The organism is Bradyrhizobium cosmicum (assembly GCF_032290525.1).
Lineage (GTDB): Bacteria > Pseudomonadota > Alphaproteobacteria > Rhizobiales > Xanthobacteraceae > Bradyrhizobium > Bradyrhizobium cosmicum_A.
Genome location: NZ_JASXTA010000004.1, coordinates 141450 through 161580 on the forward strand (window position 1 = coordinate 141450; position 20131 = coordinate 161580).

General features: G+C 63.5%; 16 protein-coding genes. 12 read left to right on the plus strand and 4 right to left on the minus strand.

Annotated elements, in window-relative coordinates; translation table 11 throughout:
- Positions 1 to 44: 44 nt before the first annotated feature.
- On the plus strand, positions 45 to 485 hold the full coding sequence (locus QSV46_RS09190; RefSeq protein WP_314949500.1) for a YybH family protein: 441 nt from the start codon (positions 45 to 47) through the stop codon (positions 483 to 485).
- Positions 486 to 512: 27 nt separating this feature from the next.
- Positions 513 to 3875, plus strand: coding sequence for an adenylate/guanylate cyclase domain-containing protein (locus QSV46_RS09195; protein ID WP_314949502.1), 3363 nt, complete (start codon positions 513 to 515; stop codon positions 3873 to 3875).
- 631 nt (positions 3876 to 4506) lie between these two features.
- Here QSV46_RS09195 and QSV46_RS09200 read toward each other — a convergent pair.
- Positions 4507 to 4803, minus strand: coding sequence for a hypothetical protein (locus QSV46_RS09200; RefSeq protein ID WP_314949504.1), 297 nt, complete (start codon positions 4801 to 4803; stop codon positions 4507 to 4509).
- Positions 4804 to 4823: 20 nt separating this feature from the next.
- On the opposite strand from QSV46_RS09200, the gene QSV46_RS09205 reads away from it, so the two are divergent.
- The gene (locus QSV46_RS09205; protein ID WP_314949506.1) at positions 4824 to 5060 is read left to right on the plus strand and encodes a hypothetical protein; all 237 of its coding nucleotides are present in this window, start codon (positions 4824 to 4826) and stop codon (positions 5058 to 5060) included.
- A gap of 170 nt (positions 5061 to 5230) precedes the next feature.
- On the opposite strand, the gene QSV46_RS09210 is transcribed toward QSV46_RS09205, so the two are convergent.
- The gene (locus QSV46_RS09210; protein WP_314949508.1) at positions 5231 to 6427 is read right to left on the minus strand and encodes a Spy/CpxP family protein refolding chaperone; all 1197 of its coding nucleotides are present in this window, start codon (positions 6425 to 6427) and stop codon (positions 5231 to 5233) included.
- Here QSV46_RS09210 and QSV46_RS09215 point away from each other — a divergent pair.
- Entirely contained in the window at positions 6419 to 6760 is a 342-nt protein-coding gene (locus QSV46_RS09215) for a hypothetical protein (RefSeq protein WP_314949510.1), read from the plus strand. The genes QSV46_RS09210 and QSV46_RS09215 overlap by 9 nt on opposite strands.
- A gap of 596 nt (positions 6761 to 7356) precedes the next feature.
- On the opposite strand, the gene rocD is transcribed toward QSV46_RS09215, so the two are convergent.
- Together rocD and QSV46_RS09225 are read right to left on the minus strand one after the other, a co-directional pair.
- On the minus strand, positions 7357 to 8571 hold the full coding sequence (gene rocD / locus QSV46_RS09220; RefSeq protein ID WP_314949511.1) for an ornithine--oxo-acid transaminase: 1215 nt from the start codon (positions 8569 to 8571) through the stop codon (positions 7357 to 7359).
- Positions 8572 to 8692: 121 nt separating this feature from the next.
- Complete coding sequence (locus tag QSV46_RS09225) at positions 8693 to 9925, minus strand: cytochrome P450 (protein ID WP_314949513.1); 1233 nt, start codon at positions 9923 to 9925, stop codon at positions 8693 to 8695.
- A 106-nt stretch (positions 9926 to 10031) separates the two neighbouring features.
- Here QSV46_RS09225 and QSV46_RS09230 point away from each other — a divergent pair, with 106 nt between their 5' ends.
- The 8 genes from QSV46_RS09230 to QSV46_RS09265 all read left to right on the plus strand — a co-directional run bounded on the left by QSV46_RS09230 (position 10032) and on the right by QSV46_RS09265 (position 20129).
- The gene (locus QSV46_RS09230) at positions 10032 to 10586 is read left to right on the plus strand and encodes a phosphonopyruvate decarboxylase (protein ID WP_314949515.1); all 555 of its coding nucleotides are present in this window, start codon (positions 10032 to 10034) and stop codon (positions 10584 to 10586) included.
- A complete protein-coding gene (locus QSV46_RS09235; protein ID WP_314949516.1) occupies positions 10583 to 11173 on the plus strand; it encodes a thiamine pyrophosphate-dependent enzyme in 591 nt (196 codons plus the stop codon). The genes QSV46_RS09230 and QSV46_RS09235 overlap by 4 nt, the downstream gene beginning before the upstream one ends.
- An 88-nt stretch (positions 11174 to 11261) precedes the next feature.
- The gene (locus tag QSV46_RS09240) at positions 11262 to 11963 is read left to right on the plus strand and encodes a TetR/AcrR family transcriptional regulator (protein ID WP_314949518.1); all 702 of its coding nucleotides are present in this window, start codon (positions 11262 to 11264) and stop codon (positions 11961 to 11963) included.
- A gap of 1 nt (position 11964) precedes the next feature.
- Positions 11965 to 13158 (plus strand): efflux RND transporter periplasmic adaptor subunit, encoded by a 1194-nt coding sequence (locus QSV46_RS09245; protein WP_314949519.1) that lies wholly within the window; start codon positions 11965 to 11967, stop codon positions 13156 to 13158.
- Positions 13159 to 13226: 68 nt separating this feature from the next.
- The gene (locus QSV46_RS09250) at positions 13227 to 16322 is read left to right on the plus strand and encodes a multidrug efflux RND transporter permease subunit (protein WP_314949521.1); all 3096 of its coding nucleotides are present in this window, start codon (positions 13227 to 13229) and stop codon (positions 16320 to 16322) included.
- A 125-nt stretch (positions 16323 to 16447) separates the two neighbouring features.
- Positions 16448 to 18496 (plus strand): ATP-binding protein, encoded by a 2049-nt coding sequence (locus QSV46_RS09255; RefSeq protein WP_314949523.1) that lies wholly within the window; start codon positions 16448 to 16450, stop codon positions 18494 to 18496.
- Positions 18493 to 18882 carry a response regulator gene (locus tag QSV46_RS09260; RefSeq protein WP_018315558.1) on the plus strand — a complete coding sequence of 130 codons (390 nt, stop codon included), beginning with the start codon at positions 18493 to 18495 and terminating at the stop codon, positions 18880 to 18882. The genes QSV46_RS09255 and QSV46_RS09260 overlap by 4 nt, the downstream gene beginning before the upstream one ends.
- On the plus strand, positions 18879 to 20129 hold the full coding sequence (locus tag QSV46_RS09265; RefSeq protein ID WP_314949546.1) for an adenylate/guanylate cyclase domain-containing protein: 1251 nt from the start codon (positions 18879 to 18881) through the stop codon (positions 20127 to 20129). The genes QSV46_RS09260 and QSV46_RS09265 overlap by 4 nt, the downstream gene beginning before the upstream one ends.
- Positions 20130 to 20131 lie beyond the last annotated feature (2 nt).

Below are 20131 nucleotides of genomic sequence, written 5' to 3' on the forward strand. Positions count from 1 at the left end.
AATTTCATGCGCTTACAATTGCAAAATTAAACAGGGAGGATTTCATGCGTGTAATTCATGCAACGGCATTCGCTCTTTGTTTGCTCACAGTCGCTCCGGTGGGATGCTTTGCCGGGGACGCCAAGAGCGATGTCTCGGCCGCTTACGCAGCATTTGATACGACGTTCAACAAGGGCAATGCGAAGGCCGTTGCCGCCTTGTATCTGCCGAACGCGAAGGTGCTTCCGCCAACCCACGAGGTGGCGTCGGGTCCGACGGAGATCGAGAAGTTTTTCGCCGGGTTCTACGCCAACGGCGTAACGGACCACAAGCTTGAGCTGATCGACGCGGGCGGCGATGACAAGGTCGTCTACGGCACGGCAAACTGGAGCGCCAAAGGTAAGGACAAGGATAGCAAGCCTGCAAACTTCTCTGGCATTGCCACCCACGTGTTCGAGCGGCAGGCGGATGGTTCGCTGAAGTTGAGGTTACATACCTTCAACTGAGCTGACGGCCCCGCGAGGAGGCTTCGCTTGGAAATCGCGGAATGGCTTCGTAATCTCGGGCTGGAGCGCTACACGCAGGCTTTCCAGGATGCCGAAGTCACGCCTGAGGTCCTGCCAGAACTGACCGAAGCCGACCTGCGGGAACTTGGCTTGCCGCTCGGCCCGCGCAAGACGGTGCTGAAGGCGATTTGCGATGGCGCTTCATCGATCGCTTTCGTGCCCATTGAGGCTGGTGCGTCGGCGGCAAAACTAAAGCCGGCACTGCCGTCGGAGGCTGAGCGGCGGCAGCTCACGGTCATGTTTGTCGATCTGGTCGGCTCGACTGCGCTCGCCTCGGGGCGCGACCCTGAGGAGCTGGGTGACCTCATGCAGCTCTACCAGAGCACCGTAGCGGGCGAGATCACCCGGTTCGAGGGCCACATAGCCAAGTTTCTGGGCGACGGTGTCCTCGCATATTTCGGCTGGCCCCGCGCCCATGAAGATGAAGCGGAACGTGCTATTCGCGCCGGGCTTCGAGTAACCGCGGCGGTCGCGGCCCTTACCGAACGAGGTGGTTCAGCGCTTGCCGCTCGCGTCGGCATTGCAACTGGTCTGGTCGTGGTCGGCGAACTGATTGGTGAGGGGGAGGCCCGCGAGCGGGCCGTCATCGGCGAGACCCCGAACCTGGCCGCGAGATTGCAAGGGCTCGCCGAGCCCGGTAGCGTGGTGATCGCCGAGTCAACGCGCCACCTACTCGGCGACGCCTTCACATACCGCGACCTAGGCAGGGTCCCTCTCAAGGGTTTCCCTGGCCCGGTGCAAGCTTGGCTGGTCATCGGCGAGGGCGCCGCGGAGAGTCGATTCGATGCCCAGCACGGGGTCTCGACCGCGCTAGTCGGGCGCGATCAGGAACTCGCACTGCTCTGGAACCGCTGGGAGCAGGCGAAAGAGCAGGAGGGACAGATCGTCCTGCTCGGCGGCGAGCCAGGCATCGGCAAATCCCGCCTCGTGCGGGCCCTGCGCGACCGGCTCGCGGACGTGCCGCACACACCGCTGAGCCATTTCTGTTCGCCATTCCATACCAACAGCGCGCTCTACCCTGTCATTGGGCTCCTGGAACGCGCGGCGGGAATACGGCGGGAGGACCCTCCCGACAAGCAGCTGGATAAGCTCGAGGCGATGCTCGCTCTTGCGACAGACGACGTGCATGAGAGCGCGCCGGTTCTCGCCGATCTGTTGGCAATCCCGACTGGTGAGAGATATCCGCCACTGGCACTTAGTCCACACCAGAAGAAGGAGCGAACGTTTCAGGCTCTTTTGGAGCAGGTACGAGGCCTAGCGGCGAGACAGCAACTCCTTGTCACGTATGAGGATGTCCACTGGGCTGACCCCACCACGCTCGAATTTCTCGACCGGGTTGTTGACGAAGTGCAGCGGCTCCCGGTTCTCATGATGATTACCTTCCGACCGGAATTCGTTCCGCGCTGGACGGGACATGGACACGTGACAGCGCTCTCTTTGAGCCGCCTGGGACGCAGGCAAGGGGCTGCTGTGGTCGAGCGCATAACCGGCGGTAAAGCGCTCCCACAGGAGGTGCTTGAGCAGATTTTGGCCAAGACGGATGGCGTGCCCTTGTTCGTCGAAGAATTGACCAAGACGGTCCTCGAATCCGGTCTGCTTAGGGAGCGGGGCAACTGCTATGAGCTGATAGGTCCGTTGCCGCCGCTGGCGATCCCGACAACGCTCCAGGATTCGTTGATGGCCCGTCTGGACCGGTTGGCACCGGTGAAGGAGGTCGCCCAGATCGCAGCTTGCATTGGGCGGGAGTTCGGACACGACCTTCTGAAAGCAGTAGCTCCGCTCGATGAGGACGCGCTCCAGCTTGCTCTCAATGAACTGCTGGAGGCGGAACTCATATTCCGGCGTGGAACACCGCCGCATACTGGGTACAACTTCAAACACGCGCTGGTGCAGGATATCGCGCATGAGAGTCTATTGAGGAGCAAGCGGCAGCAAATCCATGCTCGTATCGCCGCTGCCCTCGAAGAGCTTTATCCTGCCCGTGCGGAGATGGAGCCGGAGACAATTGCTTTGCATCTGACGGAGGCTGGGCTCGCTGGCAAGGCGGTGGACTATTGGCTGCGCGCCGGCCGGACCGCCGCGGGCCGTTCCGCCAATCTCGAAGCGATCATTCATCTCACAAGAGGCCTGGAGGCGCTCAAGTCCTGCCCAGGGGGGCCGGAGCGAGATCGCCAGGAACTCGCGCTGCAGACAGCAATCGGAGGTCCTCTGATCGCCATTCATGGTTACACGGCTCCGCAGCTCGGTACTGCGTTCAACAGGGCTCATGCGCTCTGCTATGAACTCGATGATACGGACGCCTTGTTCGCCGCGCTCAGCGGCAAGTTCATTTTCCATTTCGTGAGGGGCGACTATATCGCCATGCAAGGCCTGGTAGCCGAGGCCTGCCTGGCTGCCGAACGCACCAGGGACATGGCGCTCGAACTCGGCGCGCATCGTCTCGCGGCTCTCACTGCCATGCACGCAGGTGACTTCGTTACGGCTCGCTCCGAACTCGAGGCGATATTGCATCGCTATGATCCCGATGCCCACCGGCCCTCGCCTGTACACTATGTCCATGACCCAAAAGCCTCTGCGCTACCCTATCTGGCGATCGTGCTTTGGATCCTTGGCTACCCCGAGCAAGCCCAGAGAACGAGCCGCGAGGCGTTTGAATATGTTCGGGAGCTGAACCAGACGAACCTGACCGCCCACGTGGAGGTCTATGCCGGGGCGGCGCCTGCGGAGCTGATGGGTGACGTGGCGGCTGCGCATGCGCGCGCGGACGCCATCCTCGAACTCGCCGATCAGCACAGCCTGAACTACTGGCGATTGAGCGGGCTCATCCTGCGAGGCTGGGTCATGGCACAGCAAGGCAACGTGGAGCGTGGCTTGGCGCTCATGCGCCAGAGTTTGAACGAGCGGGACCGGCTCGGAGCTAGTTGGTACCAGGTTCGGTACTTGTGCATGCTGGCGACGACGTATCTGCAATTGGGTCATGGCGAGCAGGGTCTCACAGTCCTGGCTGAAGCAAAGGACCTCGCTGCGCGCAGTGACGAGCATATGTGGGAGGCAGAGCTCGCATGTATCTCTGGCGAGCTGCGGCGCATTCGTGGGGATGAACCAGACGAGGTCGAGGGGGATTTGCAAACCGCGCTCGAGGTTGCACAGAGCCAGAGTGCCAAGTCATTCGAGTTGCGGGCCGCGATCAGTTTGGCTCGACTGCGGCGTGATCAGGGCAAGCATTCTGAGGCCCGCGCTCTGCTCGCGCCGGTCTACGGCTGGTTCACCGAGGGCTTCGACACCCGTGATCTAAAGGAAGCGAAGGCGCTGCTCGACGAACTCTCGTGACAAGCCGATCGAATGACCAACAACTTCCGTGTTGGGCCCATCTCGGATATTCGCCCGTGGAAACCAGTCCGTGCCAAGCACCAAAGGCTTGCCTAGGCCTGGCAATTTTGAAGTTGGCAAGCAATGGCACCATTTCTATTCCTGAAAAGACGGTGCAGCGCGCGATAACGACGCGGCAGCCAAGATCCGCGAGCGTCTTTCGGCTCAGATCGTTGAGTTCAAGCAAGCGATCATCCGTCAACGCGGCTGGCCGATCGACCGGTTCGGGAAGCTGGTTGGAGTACTACCAACGCGAGCTGGACAGCCTTCAGCTTTCAGGCAGAATATCATCACCCCGATGCCGCAGCCGCGCCACAGTCTGCGCCGGATCGGATGCGGTAATTGGTGGCATCAACGATCGGCAGGCACGGCGGATGTACCCTGCCTGACGATTTTGAATGGCCCCGACGTGCAATCGTCGGGGCCATTGTTGTGATCGGCGTGGCAAGGCTGGCGACTTTTGCCAAAGGCCCCGGCGTGGTCGGGGCCGGCTCGTTTTATTGCGGCGGCAAGGAAAGACCGCCCGAAGGCGGTCTTGCAGTCCAATGGGCCGGGCCAAAATAGTTTCGGGATCAAACTTTGTCCGGTCCGGTCACAAGCTAACCACCATCCAGGAAGGGCCGCTCACAATTAAAATTTCAGTCCTGAAATGGAATGCGCCTGCGACCTTCGTCCGATGCGCGCTTTGCTGCATGTGCGTAGAGCAGGCGGAAAGGCTGTCATTCGGCGCAGCACCTTTTTGCTCATCAAAGCCCGCGCGTTCTGCCTTGCTATTCGGTGAAAAGTCAGACGATTGCGCTATCATCGATTGACCGTCAAACACCGGACTATCACTCGTCAATTCAATCTGCGAAGCTGTGGCAACACGAATGCGCTTGTAAACAAACAAGCGCGAAGGGAGGGTTCGCAGTGGAGAAGGTGCAACGCTTGCGTGCGATGAGTTCGCTGTGCCGTCAACAGGCCGCCTACAACAGCATGAACAAATGGAAGCTGCTCGCAGAAGCAGAATACTGGGATCACCTGGCTGATCGTGAGTTGTCTTCCTACTTCCAGCAATGCAACGCCGTTAGCGCAAATGAGATAGAGCGGCCTCCATCAATCACAAACACGAATGACGCTGGAGCGAAGACGATTTCGGCCGCGTGAGGACGGAACAAGGCTGTCGTTTGCATTCCGTGCCACACACTTCCAGAGAGAAGTGGCCCGGACCCGCATGTTCTCGTCGAGTTTTGAAGCAGGACGATCACGTCACCCCACGCCGTTCGGCTGCTGTGCAAACTGCAACGAGAGAATGCCAAGAGAATGCGATGTCGCCCTCACGGGCTTGCGACCTGTTGCAGCGTGTTGAAGCGCGCCTTCTGCTCGCTGCTCAGCGTGGCATAGAACTCGTCGAGGGCAGGTTCGACCAGCTTGGCGGCCGTCAGCATGGCCTCGAGCCGGTGCTGCATCGCCTCCAGCCGTCCGACCGGCGTCAGCGGCACATCGTTCGGACAGGCCGTCTGCAGGACTTCAACGCCCGTGGTTGTCGCTTCGCTGAGGCGGTCGAGCGCTTCCTTCTGTTTGCCGGCGGGATGGATCACGGCCTCGATGCGCTGGATCGGGAACTGGGTGAGACCGGACTTCGGATCGCCGCAGCTCTCGGCACTGGCTTCCTGCTGCTTCGGCGGCGGCGAACGTTCGCCGACATTGGGCCCGAGCGCGTTGAAGCGGGCCTGCTGCTCGTCGTTGAGCGAATTATAGAAGTTCTCCAGTGCCGGTCGCACGATCTTGACCGCTTCCAGCGTTGCGCTGATGCGGTTCATCATCGCCCGCAAGCGGCCAGGCGGAGTCATTGCATAAGTCTCTGCGCAGGAATCCTTGAACACTGCAGCAGCGTTGGTTGCCGCGGTCTTCAACTCGTCGAGCAGCGCGCGTTGCTCCGGCGTCGGTCGCACCGCCTGCGCGATATCGGCAAGCGGCCATGCGGTGACGCCCTTGTCCGGCGTGCCGCACAATTGCTGTAGCGTTTGTGGGCTCACGCTGGCGCGCTGGCGCGCGCGGGAGCCGCGGCCGGCTTGCGGATAGTCATATGGATCGGTGCTCGCGTAAGCGGAATACGGACTGTCACCGCCCCAGAACACGGTATCGACGAAATCGTCATACGCGTACGCCCAATAGCCGGGTTCGTAAGCATAGGACCAGAACGTGTAGTCAAAAATGTCGGAATAGGCGTAGGGCCAGAACACCGGCCCGAGCCACGCCACGAAGGCCGCGGGATGGCGGTGCCGCCAGGCCTGCCGGGGCGCCCAGCCGCTTTGGCGGGCGACGAGGGCCGCTCGGTTTGGTGCAGCGGCTGCGGTGGCCTGCTCGCGGAAGCGCGCGGCAAACCGTCCGCGCTCGGCGGCCTGCACGGCGGCCGCAGCAGCTGGGCCGCGCCCGGCCGGAGCCTGTAATCCAAGGCGCTGCTGGCGCGCCAGATCGCCTTGCTGCGCGCGTTGCTCACGCTGTAGCAGGCGGTTCTGCGATTGCAGCATGCGCTCTTGCGCACGTTGCGCCCGCGCGCCGTCCGGCTTTTGCGACTGCAATTGCTGTACGCGCTGCTGCAGCCGGTCGATGCGGGTCTGGCGCTCCGCGGTCTGGCGCGACAGCATCTCGCGCTGCCGCTGCTGCTGCACCTGCTGGCGCTGCTCGACGTTCTGCTCGCGCTGTTGGACGCGTTGCTCGCGCTCAAGCAGGCGGCTCTGCGACTGCAGCAACCGTTGCTGCGCGTGTTGCGCCCTTGCGCCTTCCGGCTTTTGCGACTGCAATTGCTGCACGCGCTGCTGCAAGCGGTCGATGCGGCCTTGGCGTTCCGCGGATTGGCGTGAAAGCATCTCGCGCGGCCGTCCCGGCCGGTCGCTCACGGCCGGCGTTGTGCTCGGGCGCGAGGGGGCGGCGATGTGCGGCGTCGGCCGCGGTGCCGTGGCCGGGCGTTGCGGTGGTGCCGGTGCCCGATGGAATTCAGGCCGCGGCGCCGCCACGTGCGGGGCCGCCCGCGGTGGCGGTGCAGCGAAATGTGGGGTCGGGCGTGGTGGCGGTGAGGCAATACGCGGCGCAGGATGTGGCGCCATGGCCGGCCGCTGCGGCATGGAAGGTGGATGGAATGCGGGGGCGGCGGGACGTGCCATGGCCGGCGGCGGCGCCGGACGGACCATGGCAGGTGGTGCGGCTGGCCGAGCTGCCGGCGCTGCGGCCGGCCCCGGTGGTCCACCCCTTCCGTGTCCCTGCCCGTGTCCCTGAGCGGACGCGCTGACGCTCGCCGCCAGCATCGAGGTACCTACCAAAAAGGCCGTCAGGCAAACGCCACGCGGAAGCATGCTCGTCGCTCCCAGCTCGAAATCGCCCACAATTTTCAACGCACAGGCGGCGGAATCGTTCGTTGTTGGCCGCGGCCGGCATTGCGATCTTCCGACGCAGGCAGGCTCTAGGAGAAATCCTGCGTCAGGGTCGTGGCGATCCGCTCCAGCGCCCAGTCCACCTCGTCGCTGGTGATCACCAGCGGCGGGGCGATGCGGATGGTGTGCTCGTGGGTGTCCTTGGCGAGGATGCCCTTGCCCTGGAGCACCTCGCAGTAGCGGCGTGCGCGGCCCGCCTCCGGATGCAGCTCAACCGCCAGCATCAGGCCGCGTCCGCGCACCTCGCGGATCGTGTTGGCGCGGATGTCCTTAAGGCCTTCCAGAAAGCGCGCGCCTTGCCTGGCCGCGTTCTCGATCATGCCTTCCTCGACCAGCACGCGCATCGACGCGCGCGCGACCGCGCAGGCGAGCGGGTTGCCGCCGAAGGTCGAGCCATGCTGCCCGGGTCGGAGTGTGCCGAGCACGTCGTTGTTCGAAAGCACGGCCGACACGGGGTAGAAGCCGCCGGACAGGGCCTTGCCGAGCAGCGTGACGTCCGCCTCGATGCCCTCGTGCTGTTCGGCCAGCAGCTTGCCGGTGCGGCCGAGCCCGGTCTGGATCTCGTCGAGCACCAGCATGACGTTGTTGGCGGTGCAGAGCTCCCGCACCTTGGTGAAATAGCCGGCCGGCGGAATGATGACGCCGGCTTCGCCCTGGATCGGCTCGACCAGAAAGGCGACGGTGTTTTGCGTGATCGCTTCTTCGAGCGCTGCGGCGTCGCCGAACCGGATGATCCTGAAGCCCGGCGCGAACGGTCCAAAGTGGGTGCGGGTCTCAGGGTCCGTCGAAAAGCCGACGATGCCCAGCGTGCGACCGTGGAAATTATCGGCGCAGACGATGATCTCGGCCTGGCCGTCCGGCACGCCTTTCACCTCATAGCCCCATTTGCGCACCGACTTGATCGCGCTTTCGACCGCCTCGGCACCGCTGTTCATCGGCAGCACCTTGTGCGAGCCGGTCAGCGCCGCGATCTCCTCGTAGAACCAGGCGAGCTGGTCGTTGTGGAAGGCGCGCGAGGTTAGCGTCAGCCGGCGCGCCTGCTCCACCATCGCAGCCAGGATCTTGGGGTGGCAGTGGCCCTGGTTGACCGCCGAATAGGCCGAGAGGCAATCGAGATAGCGGTTGCCCTCGGTGTCCCACACCCAGACACCTTCGCCGCGCGACAGGACGACCCCGATCGGTTCGTAATTATGGGCGCCAAGGCGCGCTTCCGTCGCGAGGAAATCAATGACGGACGAGTTCATCTGTCGTCACTCCATTGCTGCGCCTTCTCTTATCAAATGGTTATGCGGCCCCACAGAGGCAATCTTCCGCCAGCCGCCGCTACTGTGCATGGGGTTGTTTTTCGATTTTTTGTTTGAGGCCTCAGCCGATCGCGCAAGGCACGCTCAGAAAGCCGCGGAACCGCACCCGCCCGCCGCGCACCGGCTGGCCGTTCACGGCATAGTTCGGGAAGCGCGCCAGGAAGCGCGAGATCGCGATGGCACCCTCCAGCCGCGCCAGCGCCATGCCGGCGCATTGATGGGCGCCAGTGGCGAAGGCGAGGTGCCGGTTCGGCGTCCGCGCGACGTCGAAGCTCTCAGGGTCCGGAAACTGCGCGGGATCGCGGTTGGCAGCTCCAATGCACAGCGTCACCGACGTGCCGGCTTCGAGCATGACGCCGCCGAGCTCGACCCGTTCGGTGGTCATGCGGTTGCCGAGCTGGTTGGAGCTCTCATAACGCAGCATCTCCTCGACGGCGGTCTTGATCATATCGGGGTTGTCGATCAGGCGCTGCTTCTGGTTCGGATTGCGGTGCAGGGCGACGAGGCCGTTGCCGATCAGATTGGTGGTGGTCTCGTGCCCGGCATTGAGCAGGAAGATGCAATTGTGCAGCAGCTCCTTCTCGGTCAGCCGCTCGCCGTTCTCCTCACCGTTATCCTCTCCCTGGATCAGGCGCGTCAGCACGTCACGTTCGGGATTGCCCGGCTTCTCGCGCCGGCGCGCAACCAGCGTCTGGAGATAGCCGAGGAAATCCGTCACCGCCTTGTTGCCGCGCGCCGCGACGTCAGCTGACACGACAGGTTCGAGCGCACCGAGGATCGCCAGCGACCAGTCGCGCAGCGGCGCGCGCTCATCGTGGGGGACGTCGAGCAGATTGCCGATCACCTCGATCGGGATCGATGCGGCGAAATCCTCGATCACCTCGCAAGCCCCCTTGGCGGCGATGGCGTCGAGCAGTCCGTCGACCAGCTTGATGATATCGCCCTCCATCCCGGCGATCGCGCGCGGCGACAGCGCGCCCATGATCAGGCGGCGCACGCGGGTGTGGGCGGGCGGGTCGTTGAAGACGAGGCTGGTGGTGTGATGCTCGTAGAGCGGGGTGTCGCCGTATTTCGGTGCGAACTCGCGCTTCTTGTCCGAGCTGAACGATTTGGTGTTCTTGTAGGTGGTGACGAGATCGTCATAGCGGGTCAGGAACACGGTGCCGTTCGGCAGGCGCTTGACCGGCTCGTTCTCCCGCAGTGCACGATAGGTCGCGTAGGGATCGTCGTAGAATTCCGCGGTCAGCTTCTCCAGATCGAAATTGGCCGCCAGTTCTTTCGCACTTGCGTTCATCCGCCATACTCGCCGGTTGAGACCGATATGCTGTTTTCGCTCTTTCGAGCGGCGTGGGTCACCGTCTACAGTCGTGCCGTGATTTGCAAGCCGATCGGACAGGAAAATGCACGCCCGCGCTGATGCTGCCAACACGGCCGCCGAGTCTAGCACTCATTGGCCCGACGATATTTTCGCGGCGTTGCAACGCTTCGACGTTCGGCAGGTGCCTTACGTGCCCGACGCCGGACATTCGAAGCTGATCCAGCGTGTGCTGGGCTCGTCCACGATGCGCGGCATTCCGCTGACGACGGAGGAGGAGGGCGTGGCGCTTCTCGCCGGCGCCTGGGCCGGCGGACAGCGCGGCGTCCTGCTGATGCAGTCGAGCGGCGTCGGCAATTGCATCAACATGCTCTCGCTGATCCCGATCCTGCGCTTTCCGTTCCTCACCCTCGTGACCATGCGCGGCGAGTGGGGCGAGTTCAATCCATGGCAGGTGCCGATGGGATCGACCACGCAGGGCGTGCTCGAGCTCTCGGGCGTCCAGGTGCTGCGCGCCTCGCACGCGGCCGAGGTGCCCGCCGTGCTGGAGGCAGCCGCGGCGCAGGCCTACAACGCGCTGACGCCGACCGCGGTCCTGCTGTCGCAGCGCCTGATCGGCGCCAAGGTTTTCACCAAATGAGCAAGGCCAATCTCCTCGACCGCCGTCAGGTGGTGTCCACACTTCTTGCGAACCGCAAGGACGCGGTTGCGATCGGCGGCCTCGGTGCCTCCACCAACGACATGTGTGCCGCCGGCGACCACGCGCGCAATTTCTATCTCTGGGGCGGCATGGGCGGCGCGGCGATGATCGGGCTCGGGCTGGCGCTGGCGCAGCCAGAACTGCCGGTGCTGGTCATCACCGGCGACGGCGAGATGCTGATGGGCGTGGGCAGCCTGGCCACCATCGGCCTGCAGAGGCCGTCCAACCTCTCGATCGTGGTGCTGGACAACGAGGCCTATGGCGAGACCGGCGGCCAGACCAGCCACACCTCCGTGGCAGCCGACCTCGTCGGCGTCGCCAAGGCCTGCGGCATAGAGGATAGCCGGGCTGTTACGACCATGGCCGAGGTAGAAGCCTTCGCCAAAGCCGTCCACGACGTCGCGGCCGGCCCGCGCTTTGCCAATGTGAAGATCGACAGCGCTAATCTGGAGCGGATCCTGCCGACCCGGGACGGGACTTACATCGTCAACCGGATCCGGGGCGATCTCGGTTTCCAGCCGATTTAGAGCCGGTAGATACCGTCAAGATATTCCTTGTAGGTTGCATCGCACCATTTAGCTTGACTTTGGCGTGGGTGAGTGCTTACTCACTCGCATGAGCTCACTGCGAATGACGAGCGACCTGAGGCGTCAATTGATCCTCGGCGCCGCAAAGCGCTGCTTTGCCCGACACGGCTATACCGGCACCACGACCAAGAGCGTGGCGGCCGCCGCTGCCATTTCCGAGGCGCTGCTGTTCAAGCATTTCCCGTCCAAGGCGGCGCTTTACGCCGAAATTCTCAGCGACGAGTGCGAGGCGGATCCGGCGCTGACGGACCTGCGCGAGCGGGAGCCGTCGACGGCTACCCTGGTCGAGTTGGTCCGCGGCATGGTCCAGCATTTCCTCCACATCGCCGATGGTCCCGATCAGGAGGAGGCTCAGCGCCTGCGACTGATGGCCACGAGCCATTTGGATGATGGTGAATTCGCCCGTTTGCTATATGCCAAGGTCGAGAAGCTGATCGGGGCGATCTTCCTTGCCTCGCTCGAGCGTGCGGTGGCCGCCGGGGACGCGCGGCCATTCAGCGGCGATCCTCTCAACCTGTTCTGGTTTGCGCATCACACGGTGATGACGGCTGCGCTGACCAGGCTGCCGGCCACGCCGTGCCTCGTCTACGGCATGGCGAACGACCTCGAGCGCCAGCTCTGTGAGTTTCTCCTGAGGGGTGTTGGACTTAACGACGCCGCAATTGTTTCGCATTTGGGCCGCGATCAGGCCGGTTGTGCGGGCAAGTCGGCGATTGCAGAAAGTGCATGACATGAACATCGTAACCGAACACAAGATTTCGGGCGAACCGATCGACAACAAGGCTCCCAAGCGTCCGGTCCGGCCGGTGCTTTGGTTCGTCATCGTGGGCACGCTGCTGGCTGTGCTCGTTGGTGGGCTCGTCTGGTTCAATTTTTTCCGCGGCCAGATGATCAAGCAGTTCTTCGCCAATAACAAGCCGCCGCCGACTGCGGTCAGTGCGGCCGAAGCGAAGTCGGAGGTGGTGCCGAACCTGCTCACCGCGGTCGGCGGCCTTGTCGCCGTCCACCAGGTCGACGTCAGCGCCGACGTCAACGGCCGCGTCACCGAGATCAAGTTCCAGCCGGGTACGCATGTCGAAGTCGGCACGCCGCTGGTGCAATTGTTCGACATGCCCGAGCAGGGCGACCTCGCCAATTACAAGGCGCAGGCGACAGTGGCCCAGCTGTCGCTCGACCGCGCCAAGCAGCTGGCGTCGCGCCAGTTCGGTCCCCAGGCGACCGTCGATACTGCGCAAGCCGCCTACGACCAGGCGCAGGCAGGCATCGCCAAGACCGAGGCGCTGATCTCGCAAAAGCTGGTGCGTGCGCCGTTCTCCGGCGATCTCGGCGTCCGCAAGGTCGAGGTCGGACAGTATCTGACGGCCGGCACAGCCATCGTGTCGCTGACGGACCTGTCGGAGCTGTGGGCCAACTTCACGGTGCCGGAAAAGGACTCGGGCAATCTCAAGGTCGGCCAATCGGTTCGGCTGAAGGTCGACGCCTATCCGGGCCGCATTTTCGATGCCAAGATCACCACCATCGAGCCGCAGATCTCGACCGACACCCGCAACATCCGCGTGCAGGCGACCGTCGCCAATCCCGAGAAGATCCTGAAGCCCGGCATGTTCGTGACCACCACGGTGGTGCTGCCGGACAAGCCGGCCGTGATTACGGTGCCGGAGACCGCGGTTGACTACACGCTGTACGGCGATTCGGTCTTCGTGATCACCGAGAAGAAGGAAGAGGACGGCAAGACCAGCCTCTCGGCGGTGCGTACCTTCGTGCAGACCGGCAGCCGGGTCGAAGGTCGCGTCGAAATCATCAAGGGCCTGAAGGCGGGCGACAAGGTCGTCGCCGTCGGCCAGCTCAAGCTGCAATCCGGCGCCGCAGTCGCGATTTCGACCGATCCGGCTCCGCAGATCCCGGCGCAGCCGCCGCGCTACTAACCATACATTCGCGTGATCCGGCCTGGCCGGATCACGCTTCTTGAGACAAAGAAATCGAGATCGCCGCGATGGCCCTTACCGATATTTTCATCAAGCGTCCGGTCCTGTCGGTCGTCGTCAGCCTGCTGATCCTCCTGATCGGCCTGCGCGCGGCAATGGTGCTGCCGATCCGGCAATATCCGAAGCTCTCGAACACGGTCATCAACATCACGACCGTCTATCCGGGCGCGTCCGCCGACCTGATCCAGGGCTTCATCACCACGCCGATCGAGCAGGCGGTCGCTTCCGCCGAGGGTGTCGATTACATCACCTCGTCGTCCGTGCTCGGCACCTCGACGATCCAGGTCTACATCAAGCTGAACTTCGATCCGAACCAAGCGCTCACCGAGGTGCTGGCCAAGACCAACTCGGTCAAGTACCTGATTCCGAAGGAATCCAACGACCCGATCGTCACCAAGACCACGGGTCAGACCACGGCCGTGATGTATCTCGGCTTCTCCTCCGAGGAGCTGTCGGGCTCGGCGATATCAGACTATCTGACGCGCGTGGTGCAGCCGGTGCTGTCGACCGTCGACGGCGTCGCCTCCGCCGACATCCTCGGCGGCCAGACCTTTGCGATGCGACTGTGGCTTGACCCGACGAAGATGGCCGGCCGCAACGTGTCCCCGGCTGACGTCTCGGCCGCGATCGCGGCCAACAACTTCCAGTCCGCCGCGGGTCAGACCAAGGGCTACCTCATCGTCTCGAACATCTCGACGAATACGGGTCTCACCGACGTCAACCAGTTCAAGAAGATGATCGTGAAGGCCAAGGACGGCGGCTTCGTTCGGATGGAAGACATCGCCACTGTCGAGCTTGCAGCTCAAAGTACGGACGCGAGCGTCGCCTTCAATGGCGAGCACGCGATCTTCATCGGCGTTCAGGCAACCCCGCAGGGCAACCCGCTGACCCTTGTGAAGGGCGTGCGCGCGCTATTCCCCGAGCTCGAGCGCAATTTGCCGCCGTCGATGAAGATGAAGGTCGCCTACGATTCGACCAAGTTCATCCAATCGTCGATCGACGAGGTGGAGAAGACGCTGGGCGAGGCCGTGATCATCGTGATCGTGGTGATCTTCCTGTTCCTGGCTTCGCTTCGCTCGGTCATCATTCCGGTTATCACTATCCCGCTGTCGATGATCGGCGTCTGCACGCTGATGCTGGCGCTGGGCTTCAGCTTCAACCTGCTGACCCTGCTGGCGATGGTGCTCGCGATCGGCCTCGTCGTCGACGACGCCATCGTCGTGGTGGAGAACATCCATCGGCATCTGGAAGAGGGCAAGACGCCGGTACAGGCATCGCTGCAGGGCGCGCGCGAAATCGTCGGTCCCGTCATCTCGATGACGATCACGCTCGCCGCCGTGTATGCGCCGATCGGCTTCCTCGGCGGTCTCACCGGCTCGCTGTTCCGCGAATTCGCCTTCACGCTTGCGGGCTCGGTGATCGTATCCGGGGTGATCGCGCTGACGCTGTCCCCGATGATGTGCTCGGTGCTGCTGAAGAACACCGAGGAAGGCCGGTTCGCCAAGCTGGTCAATAAGGTGTTCGGCGCCATGACGCGCTGGTATGGCCGCAGGCTCGATCGCTCGCTCGACTACAAGGCGATCACCGGCCTGTTCGCCGTGACGATCCTCGGACTGGTCGGCTTCCTTTACATGCACACCTCGAAGGAGCTGGCGCCCGAGGAGGACCAGGGCATCGTGTTCGCGGTGACCAAGGCGCCGAAATACGCCAACATCGACTACGTCGATTTCTATGGCGAGAAGCTCGACGAGAAATTCCAGCAATTCCCCGAGACCGACTTGCGCTTCGTGCTGAACGGTATCAACGGACCGCAGGGCGGCATCGCCGGCATGCTGCTCAAGCCATGGGAGGAGCGCAAGCGCTCGTCGATCCAGCTGAAGTCGCTGGTGCAGGCCGAGCTCTCCAAGATCGAGGGCGTGCAGGCCTTCGCGTTCAACCTGCCGCCGCTGCCGGGCGGGCCGGGCGGCCTGCCGGTGCAGATGGTGATCAACTCGACCGCCGGCTTCCAGACGGTCTATGAGCAGATGGAGAAGCTGAAGGACGCCGCGCGCAAGAGCGGCATGTTCATCGTCTCCGACAGCGACCTCGCCTACAATCAGCCGACTGTGAAGGTGACGATCAATCGCAGTAAGGCGCAGGATCTCGGCATCAACATGCAGAACCTCGGCTCTACGCTCGCGGTGCTGCTCGGCGGCAACTATATCAACCGCTTCAACCTCGAGGGCCGTTCCTACCAGGTGATTCCGCAGGTGCCGCGCGGCCAGCGGCTCTCGCCGGAATCGCTCGGCGGCTACTACGTGACGACCAACACCGGTCAGCAGCTTCCGCTGTCGACCGTGGTGTCGATCGAGACCAAAACCGATCCGAATTCGCTGACGCACTACAATCAGCTCAATTCGGCGACGTTCTCGGCCGTGCCGATGCCCGGCGTGACCGTCGGCGCGGCAGTCGACTTCCTCGAAGGCGAGGCCAAGAAGCTGCCACAGGGCTTCAGCCACGACTATCTGGCCGACAGCCGGCAGTACGTGCAGGAAGGCAATCAGCTCGCTATCACCTTCGGCTTCGCGCTGATCATCATCTTCCTGGTGCTGGCTGCGCAGTTTGAGAGTTTGCGCGATCCACTGGTGATCATGATCTCGGTGCCGATGGCGATCGTCGGCGCGCTGATCCCGCTGTTCTTCGGCGCTGCGACCATGAACATCTACACCCAGGTCGGTCTGCTCACCCTGGTCGGTCTGATCACCAAGCACGGCATCTTGATGGTGGAGTTTGCCAACGAGCTCCAGGTCAAGGAGCGGCTCGATCGCCGCTCGGCCATCGAAATGTCGGCCCGTATTCGTCTGCGTCCGATCCTGATGACCACGGCGGCGATGGTGACCGGCCTGATCCCGCTCCTGACTGCGTCGGGCGCAGGCGCGGCCAGCCGTTTCTCGATCGGCCTCGTGGTCGTCGCCGGCATGTCGATTGGCACGCTGTTCACGCTGTTCGTGCTGCCGGCGGTCTACGTGGTGCTGGCGACCGACCATCGCGCGGCGGCCGATTCCGAACGGAACAAGCAGGTCGCCGATCTCGATCTCGGCTCCAAGGCGCTACGGCCGACCTGAGAGCGCCAAGGAAGCGAACCACGGGCGGCAGCGGCAATCCGCTGCCGCCTTTTTCGTTCGCGTCCGGCGTCATCCGCGGTTCCGTCAGCGAGACAAGGAGCGGCCTTCTTGCTAGGTTCGGCGGGATGAGCTTCTCCGTCCACCCCGATACCCCGCAAGCCAGGACGCTGCCCAGCGCGGCGGCGGATGGCGTCGTGTCCGGAGCGGCGGCGGGGCGGGGGTTTGGGACCCGGCTGTTCACCAAATATGTCGCGCTGTTCGTGGCCGTCGTTGCCGTCGCGCTGCTGGCCAACGGGTTGTTCGAGGTCTTCTTCTATTATCGCGAGCACAAGGCCTCGCTGATCCGGGTCCAGCATGAGCAGGCCGAGGCGGCCGCGGCCAAGATCGGCCAGTTCATCAAGGAGATCGAGAGCCAGCTCGGCTGGACGACGCAACTGCCCTGGTCGGCGGCCTCGATCGAGCAGCGCCGCTTCGACGCGCTGCGGCTGCTCCGTCAGGTGCCCGCAATCACCGAGCTTGCCCAGGTGGACTCGACCGGCAGGGAGCGGTTGCGCGTCTCGCGGCTGGCGATGGACGCGATCGACAGCGGCATCGACCTGTCGAGTGATCCCAAGTTCACCGAGGCGGTCGCACACAAGGTCTATTACGGGCCGGTCTATTTCCGTCGGGAGTCGGAGCCCTACATGACGCTGGCGCTCGCAGGCGCGCGCAGGGACGCCGGCGTCAGCATCGCGGAAGTGAATCTCAAACTGATCTGGGACGTCGTCTCCCAGATCAAGGTGGGCCAGCACGGGCACGCCTATGTGGTCGGCCCGGAGGGGCGCCTGATCGCGCATCCCGACATCAGTCTGGTGCTGCGCAACACCGATATGTCCAGGCTCGGGCAGGTGCGCGGTGCCCAGGCTGGCGGCGGCACGATGCCGGACGCATTGCAGGAGGCGACCAACATCCAGGGACAAAAGGTCCTGACGGCGTCCGCGCCGATCGCGCCGCTCGGCTGGACCATGTTGGTCGAATTGCCGGTCGAAGAGGCCTATGCCTCGCTCTACGCCTCGCTGCAGCGGCTCGTGATCGTGTTGCTCGCGGCCTCGATCTTCGCGGTTCTCGCAGGAATCTTCCTGGCGCGCCGCATGGTCGGCCCGATCCAGGCGCTGCGGATCGGCGCCGAGCGGATCGGCGGCGGCGACTTCTCCCAGCGCATTTCGATCCGAACCGGCGACGAGCTCGAAGGCCTCGCCGACCAGTTCAACGACATGGGCGCGCGGTTGCAGGAGTCCTACGCCGACCTCGAGAACAAGGTGGAGCAACGGACCGCGGAATTGCGGCAATCGCTGAACGATCTACGCGCCGCCCAGGACCGTCTGATCCAGACCGAGAAGCTCGCCTCCCTCGGCCAGCTCACGGCCGGCATCGCCCACGAGATCAAGAACCCGCTCAACTTCGTCAACAATTTCTCCTCGGTATCGACCGAGCTAATCGACGAGCTCAAGGAGGTCCTGCAATCGGCCTCGCTCGATGGCAAGACGAAAGAAGAGGTCGGCGAGCTGACCGGCATGCTCAGGAGCAATCTCGAGAAGGTGGTACAGCACGGCAAGCGCGCCGATTCCATCGTCAGGAACATGCTGCTGCATTCGCGCGAGGGCTCAGGCGAGCATCGCGCCGCCGATATCAACGCGGTCGTGGAGGAGAGCCTGAACCTCGCCTATCACGGCGCGCGCGCCGAAAAACCGGCCTTCAACGTCACGCTCCAGCGCGCGTTCGACCCCGCCGCGGGCATGGTCGACATCTATCCGCAGGAGATCGCCCGCGTGCTCCTTAACCTGATATCGAACGGCTTCTATGCCGCGGCCAAGCGTAAGGAGAGCGCCGAACGAGATTTCGAGCCAACGCTGAGCGCGACAACAAAAAACCTCGGAAACAGGGTCGAGATCCGGATCCGTGACAACGGCACTGGAATTCCGCCAGAGGTGAAGGAGAAGATGTTCAGTCCCTTCTTCACAACCAAGCCGGCCGGCGAGGGCACCGGGCTCGGCCTTTCCATGAGCCATGACATCGTCGTGAAACAGCATCGCGGCACGATCGACGCCGATACCGAGCCCGGCGTATTCACCGAATTCATCATCACCCTGCCGCGCGTGATGGCGGCTGGCGGCACTCCCGGAGGCGAGAGTTGAACGTTTATATCCTGGTCGTCGATGACGAGCCCGACGTCGAGGCGCTGTTCCGGCAGCAGTTCCGGCGCGAGCTGCGCGCCGGCCGCTTCCAGATGGAATTTGCGTCCTCCGCGCCCGATGCGCTCAAGCGCGCCGCTGAGGTTCGCGATCCCTCATTGATTCTGATTCTGTCGGACATCAACATGCCCGGCATGAGCGGACTGGACATGCTGCCGAAGGTCCGCGCCGCGCATCCGGACGTTCCCGTGATCATGATCACGGCCTATGGCGACGCCGAGACGCGCCGCAAGGCAATCGAGCGCGGCGCGGTCGGGCTCCTGACCAAGCCGATCGACTTCGCCCTGCTGCGGCAGGAAATCGACACGAGGCTCGAGCAAGCCGCATGACTGCGACCATCCTCTTCGTCGACGACGAGCCGGATCTCGAGGCGCTGGTCCTGCAAAAGTTCCGTAGGCAGATTCGCGACGGAGACGTCGACATCATGTTCGCGCGCGACGGGCTCGAGGCGCTGCAATCGCTCGAGCAGAATCCGCATGTCGACATGGTGGTCTCCGACATCAACATGCCCAGGATGGACGGGCTGTCGCTGCTCGCAAAACTGCAGGAGGCCGAGGACAAGAAGTCGACGATCATCGTCTCGGCCTATGGCGACATGAGCAACATCCGTACCGCCATGAACCGTGGCGCGTTCGACTTCCTTACCAAGCCGATCGACTTCGTCGATCTGGAAGCCACGATCCAGAAGACCATCCGCCATATCGAGATGCTGCGCGAGGTTCGGCGCCGCCAGATGGAGGCGGAGCGGGCCCATGCTGCGCTGTCGCGTCATTTCTCGCCCGAGCTTGCCAAGCGCCTGGCGGCAAGCGGCGAGGGCGAGGGGATCGAGGTACAGTGGCGCGATGTCGCGACTATTTTTACCGATATCACCGGCTTCACCTCGCTGGTCGAAACCGCGCCGCCGGAGACGCTGGGCGCGCTCCTCAACGAATATGTTGGCGGAATGACCGATGTCGTCTTCGCGCATGAGGGAACGGTCGCGAAAATCATCGGCGACGCGATCCAGGTGCTGTTCAACGCGCCCGGCGATCAGCCGGATTATGCGACACGCGCGATCGCCTGCGCGCATGATCTCGATTCCTGGGCACAGGATTTTTGTGCACGGCAGAGCGCAAAGGGCGTGAATTTCGGCACCACCCGCATCGGCATTCACGCCGGGCCGGCGCTGGTCGGCAATTTCGGCGGCAATCGCTTCTTCGACTACACCGCGTATGGGGATTCCATCAACATCGCGGCGCGGCTGGAGGCCGCCAACAAGCAGCTGGGAACGCGCATCTGCGTCAGTGCCAGCGTCGCCATGGCAGCGGAGAATTTTCAGGGCCGCCCCGTGGGCGAGCTGATGCTGCGCGGACGCAGCGAACCGTTGCCCGCCTTCGAGCCGTTGCCGCGGGATAAATTCGAGGCGCCGGCGACGGCGCTGTATTCCGAGGCCTTTGCCAAGTTGGAGGCCGGCGACGTCGCCGCCATGCCGGCTTTTGCCGCGCTGGTCGGCATGCACGCCGACGATCCGCTCGCCGGCTTTCACCTGAAACGCCTGCTCAACGGCGCCAAGGGTATTCGCATCCAACTGGACTAGGA